This is a genomic window from Mycolicibacterium houstonense (genome assembly GCF_900078665.2).
GTDB classification, from domain to species: domain Bacteria; phylum Actinomycetota; class Actinomycetes; order Mycobacteriales; family Mycobacteriaceae; genus Mycobacterium; species Mycobacterium houstonense.
In genome coordinates this window covers 902,140-923,840 of sequence record NZ_LT546207.1, presented here as the reverse complement: position 1 = coordinate 923,840, position 21,701 = coordinate 902,140, and the positions used below count along the sequence as shown (strand labels likewise).

Here is a 21,701-nt window from a genome sequence, read left to right as displayed (position 1 = left end):
AGGCACCTCACGCGGCGGCGTGGCATTACGGGTTCAGATCACCAAGCCCAGCAGCAGGACGACAACCAGACCGGCCACCGACAACGCGGTCTCCATCAGCGACCAGGACTTGATCGTCTGGCCGACTGACATCCCGAAATACTCTTTCACGAGCCAGAATCCGGCGTCGTTGACGTGTGAGAAGAACAGCGATCCGGCGCCCACCGCAAGCACCACGAGTGATACCTGGCCGGGACTCATTCCCTCGACCAGGCCGAGCATCAGCGACGACGCGGTGATGGTGGCCACGGTGGCCGACCCGGTGGCCAGCCGGATCAATACGGCCAACACCCAGGCCAGCAGCACCACCGACAGATTGGCCTGCTTGGCCCATTCGGCGAGCAGGGTGCCGATCCCGGTATCGACCAGAACCTGTTTGAAACCGCCACCGGCGGCGACGATCAGGATGATGCCGGCCACGGGTGGCAGCGACGATTCGATGCTCTTCACGATCTGGTCGCGGGTCATCCTGGCACCGCCACCGAGGGTGAACATCCCGACCACGACCGCGATCAACAACGCCATCAGCGGCTGCCCGAGGATGTCGAACGTTTGACGCAGCAACTGTGACTCGTCGTCGACGAAGATGTCGACGAGCGCCTTGCCCATCATCAGCGCCACCGGCAGCAGAACGCTGAACATGGTGATTGCGAAGCTCGGTCGTGTCCGGGTCTCGGTGGTGGTGGCGGTGCCACCGTCGCCGGAACCGGTTGCCGTGGCGTCTGTGTTGCCCATGGTGTCCGGGCTGTCGAAACGGTCGGGGACCTCCAGCACCACCCAGCGACCGGCCAACTTGCCGAACAGCGGACCGGCCACCACGATCGTCGGGATCGCGACCAGCACGCCCAGGGCCAGCGTCACGCCGAGATCGGCATTGAGCAACGAGATCGCGGCGACCGGTCCCGGATGCGGTGGCACGAACCCGTGCATGGCCGACAGGCCCGCCAGGGCAGGGATGCCCACCGTGATCAACGACAGTTGGGAACGGCGGGCCACCAGGTAGATCACCGGCATCAACAGCACCAAGCCGATCTCGAAGAACATCGGCAGACCGATGATCGCCCCCACCAGCGCCATGGCCCACGGCAGCGCCCTTGGCGAGGCGTGCCCGACGATGGTGTCGACGATCTCGTCGGCGCCGCCGGAATCGGCGAGGAGTTTGGCGAACATGGCACCGAGCGCGATCAGAATGCCGACGCTGGCGGCGGTGCTGCCGAACCCGCTCGAGAACGACGCGAGCACGTCGCCCACGTTCTCCCCCGCGACCACGCCCACGGTCAGCGCGCCGAAGATCAGAGCCAGGAACGGATGCAGTTTGGCGATCGTGATGAGCACGACGATCAGCGCAATGCCGGCGAGAGCGGCCGTCACCAGTTGGACGCCGCCCGCCACCGGCTCCACCAGATCGGACCCGGCCGCGAGGTGGGTGAGCTCCGAGGTCATCGATTCTCCTGTTCTGTTGCCGCAGTGGACGTTTGAGCTACGTATTCGTCGACGATGGCGTCGATGCTCTGGTCCACGTCGATGACGATGCCGTCCTCGTCAGGTCCGAGCGGCTCGAGCGTCGCGAATTGGGAATCGAGTAGTGCGGGCGGCATGAAGTGCCCCGGTCGGCTGGCCTGACGGCGGCGGATCACCTCCGGCGATCCGCTCAGATGCAGGAAGACGACGTCGCGGCAGTGCCTGCGCAACTGGTCGCGGTACTTGCGTTTGAGCGCCGAGCAACTCATCACCCCGCCGTCGTGATGGTCGGCGAGCCACTCTCCGATCGCTTCCAGCCACGGGTAGCGGTCATCGTCGTCGAGCGCATGCCCGGCGGACATCTTGGCGATATTGGCTTCCGGATGGAAGTCGTCGGCGTCGGCGAACGGGACGCGTATCCGCTGCGCCAGCGCCGCGCCGACCGTCGACTTGCCCGACCCCGATACGCCCATGACCACGACTGGTGACCCCATGAAACCGCCTCACGAATGTGTTTGCCGTCACACATCATGGCGCAAAAGGCATACTTTTGCAACGATCCCGCCGAAACATCTGTTTTTAAGGTGCGATCTGCCAGATATGACAGGATGTATCTGTGTCCTCGCCCTCAAACGTCGGCGCGCTGCATGCCAGCCTGTTGACCGCACTCGGCACCGGAATCGTCTCCGGTGAGCTCGCGGCCGACCAGGTGCTGACCCTGGACCGGCTCAGCGCCGAGCACGACGTGTCGCGCAGCGTCGCCCGCGAGGTGATCCGAGTGCTCGAATCGATGGGCATGGTGGAATCACGACGCCGGGTCGGGATCACCGTCCTGCCCGCGCGAAAGTGGAACGTCTTCGACCCCAGGCTGATTCGATGGCGCCTGCACGCCGGTGACCGCGCCGCTCAACTCGCGTCATTGTCCGAACTTCGGCGGGGTTTCGAGCCGGCCGCTGCCGCTCTTGCCGCCCGCCGGGCCAATCCGGACCACTGCCGCATCATGGCCGCCGCTGTCTCCGACATGGTGGTCCATGGCCGGTCCGGCAATCTCGACTCATACCTGTTGGCGGACAAGCTCTTCCATCAGACACTGTTGGAGGCGAGCGGCAACGAGATGTTCCGGGCGCTCAACGACGTCGTGGCCGAGGTCCTGGCCGGGCGCACTCAGCACGGCCTGATGCCGGATACCCCCGACCCGGCGGCCATCGCGCTGCACGACGAGGTGGCACGAGCCATCCGCCTGCGCGATGAGGATGCCGCCGAGCGGGCCATGCGGGCCATCATCGACGAGGCCGCCACCGCGGTGAGCGACCGCGAGAGCCACGATGTTTAACTAGCAGAATGGGTCGCTCTCCCGCACTGGCACGCCGTTTCTTCGACCGGTTCGAGCCGGTCCACGGAGTCACCTACTTCGCCCCGGAATGCCGCGCGGCGCTCGACGGAGTGGGCTATCGCGGGTTCTGGATGGGCTACTTCGCCGCCCGCTCGGCGCCGCTGGGCGTGGTGGCGCCCGAGGTCGTCGCCGCGGCCTTCTACAACTTCACCACCGAGCGGGTGGCCAAAGCCCTGCCCGCGGTCTGGGAGATGTCCACGCCGGCCCAGATCTTGGAGTTGCGCTTGAGTTCGGCCGTGGCGGCCTTGCGCCGATCCGGGGTGACCGACTCGGACGCCACCCGTCAGGCCGCCGACCTCGCGGCCAAGGCGGCCCGCACGGCTCCGCTGGACGGGCGGCCCCTCTACGCGGCGAATCGGGCGCTGCCCTGGCCCGACGAGCCCGTTGCCAAGCTCTGGCACGCGGCGACACTGCTGCGTGAACAGCGCGGCGACGCCCACATCGCCGTGCTCGTCGCCGAGGGGATCAGTGGCCGGGAATCCAACGTGCTGCACGCCGCGGCCGGCCGGGTGCCGCGCGACATGATCATGCGCAGCCGCGACTACGACGATGAGCAGTGGGAGCACTACGTCGACCGGCTGCGCTCACGTGGCTGGCTCGACGGCGACGGCCAACTCACCGCCGCCGGGCGCGAGGCCAAGCAGGCGGTCGAAGATCGCACCGATGCCTTGGCGCTGGGCGCCCTCGAAGCGTTGACCGACGACGAGGTCGCCACGCTGTTCAGGGTGCTGACCCCGATCACGCGGCACGTGGTGGCTGCCGGTGACGTGCCCGCGGCGACCCCGATGGGTCTGAACCGAAGCGAGCTCGACGACGACAGCGCCCATCTGAGCTGACGGACTCAGCGCGGCGCATACATGATGAGCCCGACGCCGGCGAGTGCCACCAGGGCGCCGGCGATGTCCCATCGATCGGGGCGGAAGCCGTCGGCCACCATGCCCCACACCAGCGATCCGGCGATGAACACCCCGCCGTAAGCCGCCAGCACCCGGCCGAAGTGCGCGTCGGACTGGAACGCCGCCACGAACCCGTAGGCACCGAGCGCCAGCACACCAGCGCCGACCCACAGCCAGCCCCGATGCTCGCGCACACCCTGCCACACCAACCAGGCGCCGCCGATCTCCAAGACCGCGGCGAGCACGAACAGCACGATCGATTTGGCCACCATCACCACCTCAGCGTGCCCTGAGCGTGCGCAAATGCCGAACTCCGTGCGGCGTGTCGTCGGCAGAGCCGCACGCTCGCGGGGCCGAGGGGTTAGGCGACACCGAGGTAGGCAGCGCGAATACTGTCGTCTGCCAACAACTCCCGCGCATTGCCGGTGCGGGTCACACTGCCGGTCTCCAGGATGTAGGCCCGGTCTGACCGGCTCAGCGCCTGCTGGGCGTTCTGCTCGACCAGCAGCACCGTCGTGCCCTGGGCGTTGATCTCGGAGATGATCCGGAAGATCTGCGAGATCACCATCGGCGCCAGGCCCATCGAGGGCTCGTCGAGCAGCAGCACCCGGGGCCGGGCCATCAGCGCCCGGCCGATCGCCAGCATTTGCTGCTCGCCCCCGGATAGGGTGCCGCCCACCTGCGTGCGTCGCTCAGCGAGCCTGGGGAAGGTCTCGTACACCCAGTCCAATCGCTCGACATGCTCCTGCCGCGTGGCGAATTTGCGCCCGTAGCAACCCATCTCCAGGTTCTCCACGACGGTCATGCCCGGAAACACGCCGCGCCCCTCCGGCGCCTGGACCAGCCCGTCGATGGCACGCTGATGGGCCTTGACCCGGGAGATGTCACGCCCTTCGAACCAGATCGAGCCTGACGTCAGCGGCCGCAGACCCGAGATCGCCCGCATCATCGTGGTCTTGCCCGCCCCGTTGGAACCGAGCAGCGTGACCAGCTCCCCCTCGTGCACCACGAGCGAAACCCCGTGCAGCGCCTTGATCCTGCCGTAGTGCACCACCGCGTCACGCACCTCGAGCAGGACGCGCGGCCCGCCGGTCTCAGCCGAGTTCGTCATCGGGCACCCCCAGATACGCGGCGATGACCTTCGGGTCCTCGCGGATTTCATGTGGCAGGCCCTCGGCGATCTTGCGGCCGAATTCCAGCACCACGATGCGGTCGGTCACGCCCATCACCAGCCGCATGTCGTGTTCGATCAGCAGCACGGTGTAGCCGTCGTCACGGATCTTGCGGATCAGTTCGATCAGCGACGCCTTCTCGGCCGGGTTGAATCCGGCGGCCGGCTCATCCAGGCACAACAGTTTGGGCTCGGTGGCCAGGGCCCGGGCGATCTCCAGGCGGCGCTGATCCCCGTAGGGCAGGTTCTTGGCCTTCTCCTCACCGCGGTGCGCGATCCCGACGAAGTGGAGCAATGCCGCCGCCCGCTCGATCGCCGACCATTCCTCGCGGCGGTGCCGCGGCGACCGGACCAGGGCTCCCGGCACCGAGGTCTTGTGTCGCGCATCGGTTCCCACCATGACGTTCTCCAGCGCGGTCATCTCGCCGAAGAGCCGGATGTTCTGGAACGTGCGGGCGACGCCACGGCGGGTGATCTGGTGGCGTTTGATCCGGCCCAGCGGGGCGCCGTCGAACGTCACCGACCCCGAGCTCGGCCGGTACACCCCGGTGATCGCGTTGAAGCACGTGGTCTTTCCGGCGCCGTTGGGCCCGATCAGGCCGAGGATCTCACCGCGACGGATGTCGAAACTCACCGAGTCCAGCGCCACCAGACCGCCGAACTTGACGGTGAGATCCCGGGTCTCCAGCAGCACCTCCCCCTCGGCGGCCTGGATGTCGCGGTGTACCCCGGCCAGTTCTTCGACACTCTCCGTCGCACCGGGCATGGGATCGGTCACAGCACCGGCTCCTTCTCCGTGTTGCCGCGCAACAGTTGTCGGGCCGATCGCCCGTAGGTCAGCAGCTGCTGCCGGACCGGGAACAGACCCTGCGGGCGGAAGATCATCAGCACCACCAGAGCCAGGCCGAAGAACAGGTACTTCAGGTCACCGAGGTTGATCCCGAGGAACTCCACCCCCAGCAGCCGATTGGGCAGGTACACGATGATGAAGGCGCCGAAGATGACCCCGAGCTTGTTGCCCTGCCCACCGAGCACCACCGCGCACAGGAACAGCATCGAGTTGATGATGTTGAACGTCGGCGGCGCGACGTACTGGACCTGGCCCGCGTAGAGCGCCCCGGACAGCCCGCCGATCGCGGCGCCGATCACGAAGGCCCACAGCTTGAACCGGAAGGTGTTGACGCCCATCACCTCTGCGGCGTCCTCGTCTTCCCGGATGGCCACCCAGGCCCGGCCGACGCGGCTGCGTTCGAGGTTGCCGACCAACAGCAGGATGCCGACGATCAGGGTCAGGCCGAGCCAGAACCACCACGTGCCGTAGTTGGCCTCACCGGCCGAATTACCGCTGGAGAACACCCCGTTGGGCAGTTTCTCGCTCTCCCCGACCCGCGGATAGGCCACCTGGTTGAGCCCGCGCGAACCGTTGGTGATGTCGGACAGGTTGTCGGCCAACAGCCGGATGATCTCGCCGAAGCCGAGTGTGACGATGGCCAGGTAGTCGCCGCGCAGCCGCAGGGTGGGCGTGCCCAGGATCAGGCCGGCCAGCGCGGTGACGGCCATGGCCAGCGGTACGCATGACAGCCAGGCCCAGTCCTTGCTGAAGAACCCGTCGGGACCCACCTTGTTCCATGGGCTGTCGGGACTGGTCAGCAGGGCGACGGTATAGGCGCCGACGGCGTAGAAGCCGACATAGCCGAGATCGAGCAGACCGGCCTGGCCGACCACCACGTTGAGGCCGATGGCGATGATGGCGACCATCGCGAACTGGGCCATGGTGCCGCCGAAACTGATGCCGGGTGTGTTCAGGAAGCTCGGGGTGAACAGCGGCAGCAGGCCCAGCAGGGTGAACCCCACCACGCCGACCAGCCACTTGCCCACCCGCGGCAGGCCCGACCACGAATCCCGCAGGGCATCGCCGGGGGCCAGCAGTGTTCTCGTCACCGAACCGGCGGCCTCTGAACCGTGCTGCTCGCTCATACCCGCGCCTTCCCGAGGCTTTCACCGAGTATGCCGGTCGGCCGGAACAGCAGCACCAACACCAGCAGGACGAACGCCACGACGTCGCGCCACTGAGTGCCGAACACCGCCTGCCCGTAGTTCTCCATGATTCCCAGCAGCAGACCGCCCAGCAAGGCCCCGCGGAGATTGCCGATGCCGCCCAGCACCGCCGCCGAGAATGCCTTGATGCCCAGCAGGAATCCGCCCGAGTAGATGATGCCCTGCGGCACCTTGAGGGTGTAGAGCAGCGCCGCGGCACCGGCCAGCAGGCCACCGATGAGGAAGGTCCGCATGATGATGCGTTCCCGGGAGACACCCATCAGGGTGGCCGTGGTCGGATCCTGTGCCACCGCGCGGATCCCGCGTCCGAACTTGGTGCGGTTGATCGCGATGTCGGTCAGCAGCGCGAGCACCAGCGCCGCGCCCACGATCACCAGCGTCACGTTCGACACGGTGGCGCCGAAGATCGTGAACTGGGACTTCGGCTGGACCAGCACGATCGGTTGTTGCGCGTTACTACCCCCGTAGCCCTTCATTAGCTTCGGCAGCACGAAGTGCACGAACTCCTGCAGCACGAACGACATGCCGATCGCGGTGATGAGGAAGGTCAACGCGCGGGCGTTGCGCTTGCGCAGCGGCCGGTATGCGACGAGCTCCAAACCGACCGCGGCCGAACCCGATACCAGCATCGCGAACAGCATCGCTATCGCGAGATACAACACGGTCAGTGCGATGCCCTTGTTGTAGGCGTTGCCGCTCGGGGTGAAGCCCAGGATCACGTCCAGGCAGAAGTACGCACCGAACATCCCGAGCATGAAGATCTCGGAATGGGCGAAGTTGATCAGGCGCAGCACACCGAAGACCAGGGTGTAGCCCACCGCCACCAGCGCATAGATCGCGCCCCACGAAAGGCCGTCGATCGTCAACTGCCAGAAGCCGTCTCGCAGGCCATCCAGGTTGAAGCTGATATTGGCTGCCAGGCAGGCGGATTGCTCGACGCACTCGTGGATCATCCGGTGGCGGCTCCTGACTCCGAGTCGTGAAGCGAAACGCGTCCGAGTCCTGGTGCCGGTCTCGGACGCGTTTCGCCTGGTGGCTACTGGACTTCGTACATCCAGATCAGGGTGGTGGTCAGCTCGCCCTTGTCAGTCCACTGGTACTTGCGGGCCACGCCCTGTCCGTCGTAGTTGCGGACGAAGTCCAGCAGCGCCGGCCGGGTGATGGCCCCGGAGTCGATGCCCTTGAGCAGGATGGTGCCGAGGTCATAACCCTCGGTGCTGTACGTGCCGGGCGCCTGGCCGAACTTCTGGGTGTACTCGTCGGCGAACGCTCCGGATGCCGGACCGCACGGGCAGGACAGCAACGAGCCCTGCGACGATCCGCCGGCCTGCTTGACGAACTCGGGATCCTTGGTGCCGTCGGCGCTGACGAACGTCGCGGTCACACCGCCGTCCTTGAGCTGCTGCACGAACGGCGCGGCCTCGGAGTAGTAGCCGCTGTAGAACACCGACTCCGGGGCGGCACCCTTGATCTGGGTGACGGCCGCCGAGAACTCCTTGTCGCCCTTCTTCACCGAGATGTTGCACGCCGAATCCGCCACCGGGCCAAGGGTTTCGCGTACCGCCTCGGCCAAGCCGAGTCCGTAGTCGGTGCTGTCGTCGACCACACACACCTTCTTGTGGCCGAGCGTGTTCTTCAGGTAGTTGGCAACCGAGGGGCCCTGGACACCGTCGTTGGCCAGGCCGCGGAAGAAGGTCCGCCACCCGTTCTCGCTCAGGGTGACATTGGTGGCCGACGCCGTGGTGGCCACCAGCCCGGCCTGGTTGAAGACGTCGCCGGTCGCCTTGGTCTCTCCGGAGAACGCCGGTCCGACCAGGCCGATGATGAACGGCTCGTCGACGATCTGCGGTGCCACCCCGGTGGCCTTCTGCGGGTCGCCCTCGGTGTCAAAGCTCTTGAGCTGCACCTGGCAGCCGGGATTGGCGGCGTTGTGCTTGTCGATCGCGAGTTGCACGCCGTTCTTGATGTTGATGCCCAAAGCGGCATCCGGACCGTTGAGCGCGCCCATCATGCCGATCATCACCGGCGGGCAGGTGGCCTTGCCGTCTCCCGCCGGATCGGCGGGGGTGACCCCCTCGGCGGCCTTGACCTCGGCACCGTTCTCGTCGATCTGAACCTTCTCGACGATCTTCAGATCGGTCGGCGATGCCTCGCCTCCCCCCGGCGCCGACTGGTTGCAACCGGCAATCGCCAGGGCAACCACACCCGCACTTCCGAGAGCAAATGCTTTCCGTGCCACGCGACCGCGCACGCTTCACCTCCGGGTCAGAGTTGTCGGCGGCACCGGTGCCCTGACCTTCTGAAGGGGGGCGCCGGAGCTTCGGGGTAGAACATAGCCAACCACCGGCCCGAGTGCGGGATGTTGAAGGAATGCTCCGTCAGCTCGTACTGGCTGAACGCGCAATTTCGGCCCGGCAGAAACCCACAATTAACAACCGGGCCGGTCGATCAGTTCTCTTGGGCGGGTTCTTCCTTGGCGTCCTCGAGGGTTTCCAGCACCACCTCGGCCACCCGTTTCATGGTGGTTCGGCGGTCCATCGCGGCCCGCTGAATCCACTTGAACGCCTCCGGCTCGGTCATCTGGTGTTTGCTCTGCAGCAAACCCTTGGCCCGCTCGACCAGCTTGCGCGTCTCGAGCCGGTCGCCCAGGGTGGCGACCTCGTTCTCCAACGCGGCGATCTCGCTGAACCGGCTCACCGCCACCTCGATGGCGGGAACCAGGTCGGTGATGTTGAAGGGCTTGACCAGATACGCCATGGCCCCGGCGTCGCGGGCGCGCTCCACCAGCTCCCGCTGGCTGAACGCGGTAAGGATCACGATCGGGGCGATGCGCTTGCTGGCGATCTCGGAGGCGGCATCGATGCCGTCACGACGCGGCATCTTGACGTCCATGATCACCAGGTCGGGGCGCAGCGACTCGGCGAGCTCGACGGCCTCCTGGCCGTCGCCGGCCTCACCGACCACCTCATAGCCCTCCTCGCGCAGCATCTCGGCGAGGTCGAGGCGGATGAGCGCTTCATCCTCGGCGACGAGCACGCGGCGGGGTCGGTCTGCGTCTGTCGGTGAGCCGGTCATGGGGAACATTGTGTCGTGGAGGCCGCTGTTCGGCGACCGCGGGGGCATCCTCTATGGTGGTAGGCCGCAGTACTGATCGAGACGCCCTCGTATCCCAACTGGCAGAGGAAACGGATTCAAAACCCGTACAGTGTGAGTTCGAATCTCACCGAGGGCACCGCATCGTCACTGGAAAGCAGTGAGGCAGACGAAGAGCGCGACGGGTAGATATCCCACGAGCGCGGCGCCGAACAGCACCCTCAGCACTCTCACCACGCTGGTCTTGCGGAGGACCGCGGCCCGGACCAGCCCGCCGTAGCCGACTACCGCGAGCACGACGCTGAGCGCCGCTCCCCCGCGCGTCCGCATCGCCGCCCCGGTCGACGGGTAGCGGCCGCCCATCATATTCGACGTCAGCGCGTCACTCCTCATGACGAGAAAGAGCACGAGGAACGACGCGAGCAGGACGCAAGCCGACGCCGCGGCGACCGTGGTGGCGATCTTCCCTCGGTCATCGGGAAGTTCATACATGCGACCGCACGCTACGGCAGAGGTCCGGCGACAAGGTGAGCACCGCCGGCTATTGCTTGGCGCCAATCCCACCCGGCGCCCGTGTGAGCGACGGTAGTTTAGGCCTGCGCTTCGTTGTGGCCGCCGATCGTCGGCGCTGCGGTGCCCGACAGGAGGATTCGTGAAAGCCGTTGCGAGAGTAGTGGCATTCGGGGTTGTCGAACTCTTCGTATTCGGCCTGGTGCTGTTCTCGCTCGCCGGAACGCTCGACTTCTGGCAGGCCTGGGTTTTTCTCGCGGTGTTCGCGTTGTCGACCTGGATCCCGAGCATCTTCCTGCAGCGCGCAGATCCCGAGGCGCACCGGCGCCGGAAGCACGCCGGCCCGGCCGCCGAAACCCGGATGCTGCAGAAGGTCCTCATCGGCGCCTGGTACCTGTCGCTGGCGGCCATGGTGGTGATCAGCGCACTGGACCATCGATTCGGCTGGTCGGCGGTGCCGACCGCGATCTGCGTGGCCGGTGATGTTCTGGTGGTCGTCGGGTTGGGGGTCACCAGCCTGGTGGTCATCCAGAACAGCTTCGCGGCCTCCACGGTTCAGGTGGAATCAGGCCAGAAGGTCGTCTCGACCGGCCTGTACGGGGTGGTGCGTCACCCCATGTACACCGGCAACCTGCTGACGATCATCGGCTTCCCCCTCGCGCTCGGCTCGTATTGGGGGCTCCTGCCCGTAGTGGCCGGCCTGACCATGCTCGTCATCCGCATCCGCGATGAGGAGAAGCTCCTGGTCGAAGAGTTGGACGGATACCGCGAGTACGCGCAGAAGGCCCGCTACCGACTGGTGCCATATATGTGGTGATGCTTGCGCCATGCTCACCCCCGCGTCAGAACGGTGTGGGCGCCGTGTTCCGGTAGACCTCGTCGACGTGTTCAGGCTGATCGCTGATGCCGAATTCGCGTGCGATGTGCGGCAACCCGGCCCGGTCCGACGGGGCGAGTCCATCGAAACAGATGGTCTCGTCGTCCTCGTGGAACGTGACCCAGATCTGGGGACGGTCACGCCACTGGCCGTCATTCGACTCGCGCCAACAGACGTAGCGGACGGTGGCGCGCTGATATGGCCAGGCGTAGAGGTGGCCACGGACGCGTTCGGCGATGGCTCCTCGTTCGAAAAAGTGCAGGTGGGCGCCCCTGCCCCGGACCATACCGGTCAGCAGCGGGACTGCTACGACGAGCGCCAGGCCGAGGAACAGCAGGCCGGTGATGCCCGAGGCCAACATGCCGGACGTCGAGGGACCCATTGCGTTGCCGCTCCACGGCGAGGCCTCGTATGCCATCTGCAGAAACGGGAACGGCGCGACGAGCAGTAGAAGCAGGGCCACCTGCATACGCCTGTCGTGGGCACGATTGACGCGGTACGAGAGCCGGTAGTCACCGTAGTCTTCCTGCGCGGCGATCGAGACCGCCCGTGAGGTAGGGGCTCGGCCATCCACCGCTGTCGATGCACCTTTCCGCTCGGCCGACGATCAACGGGGCGAATCGCGGGCGCCTACCTTCATACCCGAGGTCCGATGCGCACGCGACGAACCGTCGCCCTACTGCGCCGGCGTGTTCTCCAACTGCTGGGCCAAGCCGCGCACGGACGGGAAGTCGAACAGCGTGAGGACCGTCAGCTCGACGTCGAGGGCGCCGTTGATCGCGGCGATGGCACGCATCGCCGAAATCGAATCGCCGCCCAACTCGAAGAACGACTCCTGAACCCCGACCCGGTGCACGCCGAGTACCTCGGCGTAGATGCTGGCCACGATCTGCTCGATCAAGGTCGCCGGCGGACGGTAGGCATCGCCGGTCGCACCCACGTCGGAGGCTGCCGCGGCTTCGGGCTCAGCCCCACCGACCCAGCCGGCGGGTCGCGGCCGTGCCGAGCCTTCGAGGAGGTCGAAGGACGACAGGCGGCGCCCCGGATGGGCCGTCATCTCCCCCAGGACCTTCTTGAACCGCTCCATCAGCGCTTCGATGGCCTCCGCGTCGAACACGTCGGTGTCGTACTGGACGCGGAGTTCCAGCTCGCGGCCCGGCCCGGCTTGCACCGAGATCGGGTAGTGGTAGTAGTCCCGGCTGCTGAACCCGGTGATGGCCAGCCCGTCGCCACCGGGTGGCGTGCCGCCCTCGATCGGATAGTTCTCGTAGACGAAGACGGTGTCGAACAGGCTGTCCTGGCCGGTGATGCGGTGAATGTCGCTGAGCGCCACGTGCTGGTGCTCAAGCGTGTCGTTGTGGGCACGCTGAAGTTGATCCAGCAGATCGGCCGTGGTGGTGTCCGGCGTGAAGGTGGCCCGTACCGGCACGGTGTTGATCAGCAGACCGACCATCGAATCCGCGCCGTCGACCTCGGCAGACCTGCCCGACACGACGGTGCCGAACGCGACGTCCGATCGGCCGGTGAGTGAGCTGAGCAGCAGTGCCCAGGCGCCCTGCAACACCATGTTGACGGTGGTGTGATGCGTTCGCGCCAGCTTGGTGACTGCGCGCGTGGTCTTCGCAGGCAACCGATACGAGTAAACGCGACGCTCCCCGAACCGCAGCCGCTGCGGCGGTCCGACCAGGATCGGGGTGTCGAATCCGGCGAGCACCTCGCCCCACGCGGCGTGAGCGGCCTGGTGATCGCGTTCAGCCAGCCACGTTGTGAAGCTGCGATACGGCGACGCCGCGGGCAACCGCAGCCCCTGGTACCCGGCGAAGATCTCCTGCATCAGGATCGGCATCGACCAACCGTCCAGGACGATGTGGTGATTGGTCAGCACGAACTGGTGCCGGTCGTGGGCGACACGGATCAGGGCGGCCCGGAACGCGGGCTGGTTCTCCAGGTCGCAGACTGCGGCACGTTCGGCCGCGCAGATCTCCTCGATCTGTTCGTCGATACCGATCCCGTTGCTGTCCAACGTGATATATCGCCATGGCGCTACCGGATCCGCGGGAATGACCTGCACCGGTTGTTCGAACTGTGGGCAGAAGCGGGCGGCCAGATGCGGATGTCGGCCGACCACCGTCTGCACGGCATCCCGGAGCCGGTGCACGTCGAGCGGTCCACTCAACGCCAGATCCAGCTGCACCGCATAGACATCGTCGCCGGAGCTGTTCGCGATGCCGGCGTGGTACAGAAGGCCCTGCTGCAAGGGCGTCAGCTGCAACACGTCGGCGATGGGATCTGCGTCGTGCAGGGCGTCGATCTGCTGCTGGCTCAACCGAACCGGTGCGATGTCCGACGGTGTCAGCCCGCCGCCGCCGCGTCTGACATGAGCGCAGATTCCCGCCAAGGCGTCGAACCACAGCCTGCTGATCCGGGTGACGGCCGTGCGGTCCAGCACGGTGGGCGCCCACGTCCAGGTGGCATTCAGATGCGGGCCGGTGTCGGTGTCGATGGTGACGGCGTTGAGCTCGACCGAATGGGCCAGCGCGATGGGAATGGCCCCGGCGGCGCCGGTGAGCGACAGGCCTTCATTGCTGAAGCGCCACACGTCACCCGACGCGTAGGCTGCCGGGGATCCCAGCCGTCCGAGGTAATTGAAGCCGATGACAGGATCGGCTCCGGGAAGGTCCACGTCGGGGTTGAGATAGCGCAGCAGGCCATAGGTCAGGCCGTCCGGCAGCGCGCGCAGCTGCTCCTTGGCGTCCTTGATCACCGCCCCGAGCGCGGCATCCCCGGCCACCACCTGAGTCCAGCGCAGCCCGCCGCCGCGGCCGCCGAAGCTCAGTGATACCGGGTACTTGGTGGTGAACCATCCGACCGTGCGCGACAGGTCGATCTCGGAGTCGACCGCGCCGCCCAATTCCTCTTGGCGGCCGTGCCCCTCCACATCGATGGCGATCGGCGCGCCCTCGGTGCCCAAGTACTGCGCCCACGCCAAACCGAAAGCGATCAAAAGGATCTCGTGCACACCGGCGTGAAATGCCGCCGGTACATCGCCGAGCAGCATGTGGGTGGTCTCGGCGTCCAGGAACTCGGTCAGATATCCGGCCGTGGCGAACGTATCCTCGGCGGGTTGCGGCGCCGGCAACGCGGCGGGGACCGACGTCACCTGCCGCCAGGTGCCGGCCTGGGCGACCACATCGGGGTGGCGGGCATGCTCGGCAAGCAGGTTCGCCCACCCCGTGAACGACGTTGCCGCCGGCGGCAACAGCACCGGCTGACCGCCACGATGCTGGGTCCAGGCGATGTTCAGGTCCTCCAACACGATTCGCCACGACACGCCGTCGATGGCCAGATGGTGGACCACCAGTCCCAATTGGCCCGTAGCCGAACTCCACACGGCGCTGAGCATCGCCCCGGCCGCCGGATTCAACCGCGAACGAGCCGCCGCCAGGGCGTCTTCGGTCAACACGTCGACGGTGTGCAGGTGCGCGCGGGCGTCAACCGCGTCGGCCTCGGGCACGCTCATCGTCCATCCACCGGCTCCGTCGTCCTCCGCGCGCAACCGAAGCATGCCGTGGCGATCGAACAAGGCCTGCAACAGAATTACGATGTCGTCCTCGCCGGCTCCGGCGGGAGCCTGCAGCACCACGGNGCCACGATGCTGGGTCCAGGCGATGTTCAGGTCCTCCAACACGATTCGCCACGACACGCCGTCGATGGCCAGATGGTGGACCACCAGTCCCAATTGGCCCGTAGCCGAACTCCACACGGCGCTGAGCATCGCCCCGGCCGCCGGATTCAACCGCGAACGAGCCGCCGCCAGGGCGTCTTCGGTCAACACGTCGACGGTGTGCAGGTGCGCGCGGGCGTCAACCGCGTCGGCCTCGGGCACGCTCATCGTCCATCCACCGGCTCCGTCGTCCTCCGCGCGCAACCGAAGCATGCCGTGGCGATCGAACAAGGCCTGCAACAGAATTACGATGTCGTCCTCGCCGGCTCCGGCGGGAGCCTGCAGCACCACGGTCTGGTTGAACTCGTCGATCGGGCCGTCAGCCGTTTCCAGGCTCTTGAGCCAGCGCATGATCGGAGTCGCCACCACCGGGCCGATCCCGTCGTCGATCACCCGGCCCGAGCCGTCGGCCAACCGGACCACCCGCGCCAGCCGGGCCACGGTCTGCTGGACGAAGATGTCGCGTGGACGACCGGTCAGGCCGGCACTGTGGGCGCGCCAGATCACCTGGATCGCCGAAATACTGTCGCCGCCGAGGTCGAAGAACGAGTCGTCGACACCGACTTGTTCCAGCCCGAGAACCTGGGCGAAGATGCCCGCCAGGATCTCCTCAACCGGGGTGGCCGGCGCCCGGTAGTGGTCGACGTCCTGGTATTCGGGCGCGGGCAGCGCGCGAATATCGAGTTTGCCGTTGACCGTCAGGGGTAGCGCGTCGACCGCGACGACGGCCGTGGGCACCATGTAAGAGGGGAGTTTGTCCGCCAGCGCGGCGCGGGCGGCCGATGGATCGGCGGAGCCGGTGAGGTAGCCCACCAGGCGCTTGTCGCCCGGACGGTCCTCACGGGCGATCACCACCGCCTGCTCGACCCCGTCCAGCGCCATCAACGCCGCCTGGATCTCCCCCAACTCGATGCGGTACCCACGGATCTTGACCTGCTCATCGGCCCGGCCCAGATACTGCAACTCACCGTCCGCGCGCCAGCAGACCAGATCCCCGGTCCGATACATCCGGCGACCCGGCGCGCCGAACGGACACGCCACAAACCGCGACGCACTCAATCCAGACCGACCCACGTACCCGGCCGCCAAACCCGCACCGGCGACATACAACTCGCCCACCACACCGACCGGCATCGGACGCAGCCAGCGATCGAGCACGAAGAAGGCCAGGTGCTTCAGTGGCACGCCGATCGGACTGACCGCACTGTCCACATCGGCGGCGGTGATCTCACGGAACGAGGCATGCACCGTCGTCTCGGTGATGCCATACATGTTGATCAACCGCGGGAGTACCGGGTGGTCTTCCAGCCAGTCGCCCAGCCTTGTCGGGTCCAGCGCCTCGCCGCCGAAGACGACCAGCTCAAGTTCGAGTTCGGACCCGGACGCGGGCGACAACTCGTCCGCGGTTTGCAGCGCGTAGAACGCCGACGGCGTCTGACTCAACACGCTGACCCGCTCATCGACCAACAGGGTGTGGAAATCTTCGGGTGACCGAGCCACCGAATCGGACACGACCACCAGCCGGCCACCGTGCAGCAGGGCCCCGAAGATCTCCCACACCGAGAAGTCGAACGCCAACGAATGACTCTGCGTCCACACCTGACCGGCCGACAACTCGAGATCCGCATCCAACGCCCGCAGCAGCCGAATCACGTTGCGATGCGGAATCGCCACGCCCTTGGGCACACCCGTGGTGCCCGAGGTATAGATCACATAGGCGATGTCGTCCGGTGTCGGCCCCAGGGGCGGCGCGCTGTCCCCCTGGCCGGCCACCGCAGCGTCGTCGACGGCGATGACCGTCACCGGGTGCCCGGCCAGGCGGTCGGCCAGATCGTTGGTGGTGACCGCGACCGCGGGTTGGGCATCGGCCAGGACGAATTCGAGCCGTGAATCGGGCACCGCCGGATCGATCGGCACATACGCCGCGCCGGACTTGAGGACTCCGAAAATGGCGACGATCGCCTCGACCGACCGGGAGAGCAGTACCGCCACCCGCTGCCCCGGCCCGGCGCCACGCTCGATCAGCAAGCGAGCCAGACGATTCGCGGCCCGGTCGAGATCTTCGTACGTGACGTGACTTCCGTCGGAGCTGACCGCCACCGCATCGGCATCCCGCGCCACCTGTGCCGCGAACAAGGCCGGGATCGAGGCAGGCTGAGGCTCAGGACTGGTCAGCGTCGCGCGGTTGCCCACCAAGTCCAGGCGCATCTGTTCGTCGGTGTCGAGCACGTCGATGGCCGACAATCGTCGGGCCGGATCCGCTGCCATCGCTTCGAGCACACGGTGCAGCCGGGCGATCAGGGCTTCGATCGTGGTGGCGTCGAACACATCGGTGCGGTACTCCACCGTCCCGGAAATTCCTGCGGCCTGGCCGGTTTCGGTCCAACGCTCGGCCAGCGAGAACGACAGGTCCGTGCGTGCCGTGTGCGTGTCCAGTGGCAGCGGGGTGGCCTGCAGGTCTCCGAGTGCCAGTGCACCACCCGACCCGCCGGCCTGGCCGGGAACGTTTTGCCAGGCCATCATCACCTGCACCAGCGGATGATGGGTCAGCGACCGGCTCGGATTGAGCCGCTCGACGAGCACCTCGAACGGCACGTCTTGGTGTTCGAAGGCGCCGAGGCTGTTGGCACGTACTTGAGCCAGCACCTCGGTGACAGTCGGGTCTCCCGCCAGATCCACCCGCAGCACCAAGGTGTTGACGAAAAACCCGACCAGCTCGTCGAGGGCCGGATCACGACGCCCGGCGATGGGAAATCCCACCGCCACATCGGAACTCGAACTCAGCTTCGACAACAGGGTCAGCAGCGCCGCTTGGACCACCATGAACTTGGTGGCGTTGTGATCGCGGGCCAGGCGGGCCACCCGCTCCTGCAGCTCGGCCGGCCAGTCCACATCTATGCGGTCGCCCTGTTGGTCGGCCACCAAGGGATAGGGGCGGTCGGTCGGCAACGCCACGCATTCGGGCATTCCGGCCAGGGCATCGGTCCAGAATCTCAATTGCTGGGAGATCCGGCTGTCGGCGTCTTCGAGATCGCCGAGCTGCGCACGTTGCCACAGCGTGTAGTCCGCGTACTGGACTGCCAGCGGCGCCCAGCCGGGTGCGTGCCCGGCGCACCGCCCGGCGTAGGCCACGCCCAGATCGGCCACCAGCGGGGTGATCGACCACCCGTCTGCGGCGATGTGATGCACCACGACCACCAGCACGTGTTCGTCGTCGGTGACGCGGAAAATCTTTGCCAGGAACGGGATCTCGGCACTCAGGTCGAATCCGTGCCGCACGGTGTCCTCGACGGCCTGCTGCAACCGCTCTGGCGACCATTCGCCTGCGTCGACGACGTCCCAGGTGAACCCGGTCTGATCCGGCGGAACGATCAGCTGATGAGGCGTCCCGTCGACCGTCGGGAACAAGGTACGCAGGCTCTCGTGCCGCTCCAGGACATCGGCGATGGCCATTCCCAGCGCATCGACATCGAGCGATCCGGACAGACGCAACCCGGCCGCCAGGTTGTACACCGGTGAGGGGCCCTGCAATTGGTCGATGAACCACAACCGGCTCTGCGCGAACGACAGCGGCATCAGCTCCGGTCGCTCACCGGCCAGTAATGGCTGGTGGTTGCCGGCGCCGCCACCGATGCGAAGTACCAACTCCCCGACCGTCGGAGCGTCGAAGACGACCCGCTCTTCCAGGCCGGCGTCCAGGGTTCGATTGAGCGCGGCGACCAGGCGCATGGCCTGTAGCGAATCCCCGCCGAGATCGAAGAAGGAGTCGGCGACGCCGACGCGGTCCAGGCCGAGGATCTCGGCATAGATGCCCGCCACGATCTCTTCGGTCGGGGTGGCCGGGGCCCGGTAGTCATCGGTGTGCTGGTATTCCGGTGCGGGCAAGGCCTTCTTGTCGAGCTTGCCGTTGACCGTCAACGGTAGCGCCTCGATTGCGACGACGGCCGTCGGCACCATGTAGGCCGGCAGCCGCTCCCCCAGCGCGTCACGCAGCAGAGCAGTGTCGGCCGGCCCGGTGATGTAGCCGACCAGACGCTTGTCACCCGGACGGTCCTCACGAGCGATCACCACCGCCTGCTCGACCCCGTCCAGCGCCATCAACGCCGCCTGGATCTCCCCCAACTCGATGCGATATCCACGGATCTTGACCTGCTCGTCGGCCCGGCCCAGATACTGCAACTGCCCATCGGTACCCCACCTGACCAGATCGCCGGTGCGATACATCCGGGTGGCCGGCATTTCCGGACTACCGAACGGGCACGCCACATATCGCGTCGAGGTCAACGGTGCGCGCCCGACGTAGCCGTACCCCAAACCCGCACCGGCGACATACAACTCGCCCACCGCACCCGCCGGTACCGGGCGCAGCCAATCGTCGAGCACGAAGAACGCCAGATCCGCCAAGGGCACGCCGATCGGACTGACCGCACTGTCCACATCGGCGGCGGTGATCTCACGGAACGAGGCATGCACCGTCGTCTCGGTGATCCCGTACATGTTGATCAACCGCGGTGATGTGGTGTGGCGGTCCAACCATGGTGCGAGCCGCGGCGGGTCGAGCGCCTCGCCGCCCAACACCACCGCCCCCAGCACCAACCGGTTCTCCGGCCCGGCCACAACCCCGGCTTTCAGCGCGTAGAAAGCCGGCGNCGCGGCGCGGTGCTGCGCTGAGCGGTCACCGCGGCGTCGTCGATGACGATCACCGGCAAGCCATGTCGGTCGAGGCGATCGGCCAGATCGGCGGTGGTCACCGCGGCCACCGGACCCGAATCGGCAACCACGAACTCCACCCGGGCATCGGGCACCGCCGGATCGATCGGCACATACGCCGCACCGGTTTTCAGCACTCCCAGGATCGCCACGACGGCTTCCACCGACCGGGAGAACACCAACGCCACCCGCTGACCCGGCCCGACACCGCGCTCGATCAACACGTTCGCCAACCGGTTGGCGGCTTGGTCGAGGTCGGCGTACGTGATGTGGCAGCCGCCGGAACTGACCGCCACCGCCCCCGGATCACGGATCACCTGCTGGGCGAACAATTCCGGAATCGTTCCCGACGGTGACATCGTCCCGGTCAGGGCGGCCCGGTTACCCCACTCGTCCAGTTCCTCGAGTTCATCGTCGTCATCGAGATCCATCGACAACAATCGCCGGTTGGCCTCGGCAGTCACGATCGCGGTTCCTCCCCGGTCATGGCGTCCAGCACTCGCTGGAACCGAGCGACGATCTTGTTCACGCGTTTCGCGGTGAACACATCAGTGTCGAATTCGACTCGCAGAACCAGTTCGGTACCTGGCATCGCCTGCATGGTCAGCGGATAGTGGTTGTACTCGCGTCCGTTGACCGCGGTGATGGCCAGCCCATCGCCCATCGACGACGCCACCGTCTCCACCGGATAGTTCTGATAGACGAACAGCGTGTCGAACAGCTGATCGTGACCCATCGCCCGGTGGATCTCGCTGAGCGCCAAATGTTGATGATCGAGGGTGTCGGTGTGCTGGCGTTGCAGTGCGTCGAGCAGACCGGCGATGGTGGTGGCCGGTGTGATGGTGGCGCGAACCGGCACGGTGTTGATCAGCAGGCCCACCATCGAACCCGCACCTGCCACCTCGGCCGACCGACCCGAGACCGCGACCCCGAACGTGACATCGTGCTGACCGGTGAGCCACATCAGCACCTGGGCCCACGCGGCCTGCAACACCGTGTTGGCGGTGGTGTGTTGTGCGCGTGCGAGTTCGCTCACGGCCCGGGTCGTCTCGGCGGGCAGCCGGAACGATTCGGTGGCACGCCGTCCCGCGGCTGTCCGGCCCGGCGCGACCAGCGTCGGCGTGGCGNGTCCAACCAGGGTGCGAGCCGCGGCGGTTCGAGCGCCTCGCCGCCGAACACCACCGCCTCGAGCACCAACCGGTTCTCCGGCCGGGCCACATCCGCGGCTTGCAGCGCGTAGAACGCCGACGGCGTCTGACTCAACACGCTTACCCGCTCAGCCACCAACAGGGCGTGGAAATCCTCGGGTGACCGAGCCACCGAATCGGACACCACCACCAGCCGCCCGCCGTGCAGCAGCGCGCCGAAGATCTCCCACACCGAGAAGTCGAACGCCAACGAATGACACTGCGTCCACACCTGACCGGCCGACAACTTCACGTCCCGATCGATCGCGTCGAGCAGGCGGGCGACATTCCGATGCGGAATCGCCACGCCCTTGGGCACACCGGTGGTGCCCGACGTGTAGATCAGGTACGCGATGTCATCAGGCGCCGCGGCGGCGCGCGGCGCGGTGCTGCGCTGAGCGGTCACCGCGGCGTCGTCGATGACGATCACCGGCAAGCCATGTCGGTCGAGGCGATCGGCCAGATCGGCGGTGGTCACCGCGGCCACCGGACCCGAATCGGCAACCACGAACTCCACCCGGGCATCGGGCACCGCCGGATCGATCGGCACATACGCCGCACCGGTTTTCAGCACTCCCAGGA

Annotated in this window: 15 protein-coding genes, 1 tRNA gene and 3 pseudogenes; 4 read left to right on the top strand and 15 right to left on the bottom strand. The window is 66.8% G+C overall.

Translation table 11 applies throughout. The annotated features are described in order from the left end of the window. Window positions 1–33: 33 nt before the first annotated feature. Together BN4332_RS04560 and BN4332_RS04555 are read right to left on the bottom strand one after the other, a co-directional pair. A complete protein-coding gene (locus tag BN4332_RS04560) occupies window positions 34–1,482 on the bottom strand; it encodes a GntP family permease (RefSeq protein WP_066897375.1) in 1,449 nt (482 codons plus the stop codon). Beyond that, a complete protein-coding gene (locus tag BN4332_RS04555) occupies window positions 1,479–1,994 on the bottom strand; it encodes a gluconokinase (protein ID WP_066897374.1) in 516 nt (171 codons plus the stop codon). The genes BN4332_RS04560 and BN4332_RS04555 overlap by 4 nt, the downstream gene beginning before the upstream one ends. A 122-nt stretch (window positions 1,995–2,116) precedes the next feature. Between BN4332_RS04555 and BN4332_RS04550 the strand changes: the two genes are divergently transcribed. After that, window positions 2,117–2,833 carry a FadR/GntR family transcriptional regulator gene (locus tag BN4332_RS04550; protein ID WP_066897373.1) on the top strand — a complete coding sequence of 239 codons (717 nt, stop codon included), beginning with the start codon at window positions 2,117–2,119 and terminating at the stop codon, window positions 2,831–2,833. 8 nt (window positions 2,834–2,841) lie between these two features. Then, window positions 2,842–3,729 carry an SCO6745 family protein gene (locus BN4332_RS04545; RefSeq protein ID WP_066897372.1) on the top strand — a complete coding sequence of 296 codons (888 nt, stop codon included), beginning with the start codon at window positions 2,842–2,844 and terminating at the stop codon, window positions 3,727–3,729. A 5-nt stretch (window positions 3,730–3,734) separates the two neighbouring features. Here the strand turns inward: BN4332_RS04545 and BN4332_RS04540 are convergent, their stop codons facing one another. The 7 genes from BN4332_RS04540 to BN4332_RS04510 form a co-directional block, all read right to left on the bottom strand. After that, window positions 3,735–4,061 (bottom strand): YnfA family protein, encoded by a 327-nt coding sequence (locus BN4332_RS04540; RefSeq protein WP_066897477.1) that lies wholly within the window; start codon window positions 4,059–4,061, stop codon window positions 3,735–3,737. A gap of 89 nt (window positions 4,062–4,150) precedes the next feature. Next, complete coding sequence (locus BN4332_RS04535) at window positions 4,151–4,900, bottom strand: ABC transporter ATP-binding protein (RefSeq protein ID WP_066897371.1); 750 nt, start codon at window positions 4,898–4,900, stop codon at window positions 4,151–4,153. Continuing rightward, complete coding sequence (locus BN4332_RS04530) at window positions 4,884–5,726, bottom strand: ABC transporter ATP-binding protein (protein ID WP_066897476.1); 843 nt, start codon at window positions 5,724–5,726, stop codon at window positions 4,884–4,886. Before BN4332_RS04530 ends, BN4332_RS04535 begins: the two co-directional genes overlap by 17 nt. 8 nt (window positions 5,727–5,734) lie before the next feature. Then, window positions 5,735–6,937 carry a branched-chain amino acid ABC transporter permease gene (locus tag BN4332_RS04525; RefSeq protein ID WP_066897370.1) on the bottom strand — a complete coding sequence of 401 codons (1,203 nt, stop codon included), beginning with the start codon at window positions 6,935–6,937 and terminating at the stop codon, window positions 5,735–5,737. After that, the gene (locus BN4332_RS04520; protein ID WP_066897369.1) at window positions 6,934–7,971 is read right to left on the bottom strand and encodes a branched-chain amino acid ABC transporter permease; all 1,038 of its coding nucleotides are present in this window, start codon (window positions 7,969–7,971) and stop codon (window positions 6,934–6,936) included. Before BN4332_RS04520 ends, BN4332_RS04525 begins: the two co-directional genes overlap by 4 nt. A gap of 83 nt (window positions 7,972–8,054) precedes the next feature. Next, window positions 8,055–9,269 (bottom strand): branched-chain amino acid ABC transporter substrate-binding protein, encoded by a 1,215-nt coding sequence (locus BN4332_RS04515; RefSeq protein WP_066897368.1) that lies wholly within the window; start codon window positions 9,267–9,269, stop codon window positions 8,055–8,057. A 197-nt stretch (window positions 9,270–9,466) separates the two neighbouring features. Continuing rightward, complete coding sequence (locus BN4332_RS04510; RefSeq protein ID WP_066897367.1) at window positions 9,467–10,093, bottom strand: two-component system response regulator PdtaR; 627 nt, start codon at window positions 10,091–10,093, stop codon at window positions 9,467–9,469. A gap of 83 nt (window positions 10,094–10,176) precedes the next feature. On the opposite strand from BN4332_RS04510, the gene BN4332_RS04505 reads away from it, so the two are divergent. Beyond that, window positions 10,177–10,250, top strand: a tRNA-Leu gene (locus BN4332_RS04505). A gap of 8 nt (window positions 10,251–10,258) precedes the next feature. On the opposite strand, the gene BN4332_RS04500 is transcribed toward BN4332_RS04505, so the two are convergent. After that, complete coding sequence (locus tag BN4332_RS04500; protein WP_066897366.1) at window positions 10,259–10,603, bottom strand: hypothetical protein; 345 nt, start codon at window positions 10,601–10,603, stop codon at window positions 10,259–10,261. Between the two features lie 160 nt (window positions 10,604–10,763). Between BN4332_RS04500 and BN4332_RS04495 the strand changes: the two genes are divergently transcribed. Continuing rightward, entirely contained in the window at window positions 10,764–11,438 is a 675-nt protein-coding gene (locus BN4332_RS04495) for a methyltransferase family protein (protein WP_066897365.1), read from the top strand. A gap of 25 nt (window positions 11,439–11,463) precedes the next feature. On the opposite strand, the gene BN4332_RS04490 is transcribed toward BN4332_RS04495, so the two are convergent. The 5 genes and pseudogenes from BN4332_RS04490 to BN4332_RS35350 all read right to left on the bottom strand — a co-directional run. After that, entirely contained in the window at window positions 11,464–12,072 is a 609-nt protein-coding gene (locus BN4332_RS04490; protein WP_066897364.1) for a hypothetical protein, read from the bottom strand. Between the two features lie 102 nt (window positions 12,073–12,174). Continuing rightward, on the bottom strand, window positions 12,175–17,490 hold the full coding sequence (locus BN4332_RS04485; protein ID WP_435405186.1) for a non-ribosomal peptide synthetase: 5,316 nt from the start codon (window positions 17,488–17,490) through the stop codon (window positions 12,175–12,177). Beyond that, a pseudogene (locus tag BN4332_RS35360) lies at window positions 17,485–19,800 on the bottom strand (condensation domain-containing protein); the annotation flags it as partial. The pseudogene BN4332_RS35360 and the gene BN4332_RS04485, both read right to left, overlap by 6 nt. A gap of 106 nt (window positions 19,801–19,906) precedes the next feature. Beyond that, window positions 19,907–21,097 (bottom strand): annotated as a pseudogene (locus BN4332_RS35355) (condensation domain-containing protein); the annotation flags it as partial. Continuing rightward, window positions 21,061–21,699: pseudogene (locus tag BN4332_RS35350) on the bottom strand (AMP-binding protein); the annotation flags it as partial. The pseudogenes BN4332_RS35350 and BN4332_RS35355, both read right to left, overlap by 37 nt. Window positions 21,700–21,701: the final 2 nt, after the last annotated feature.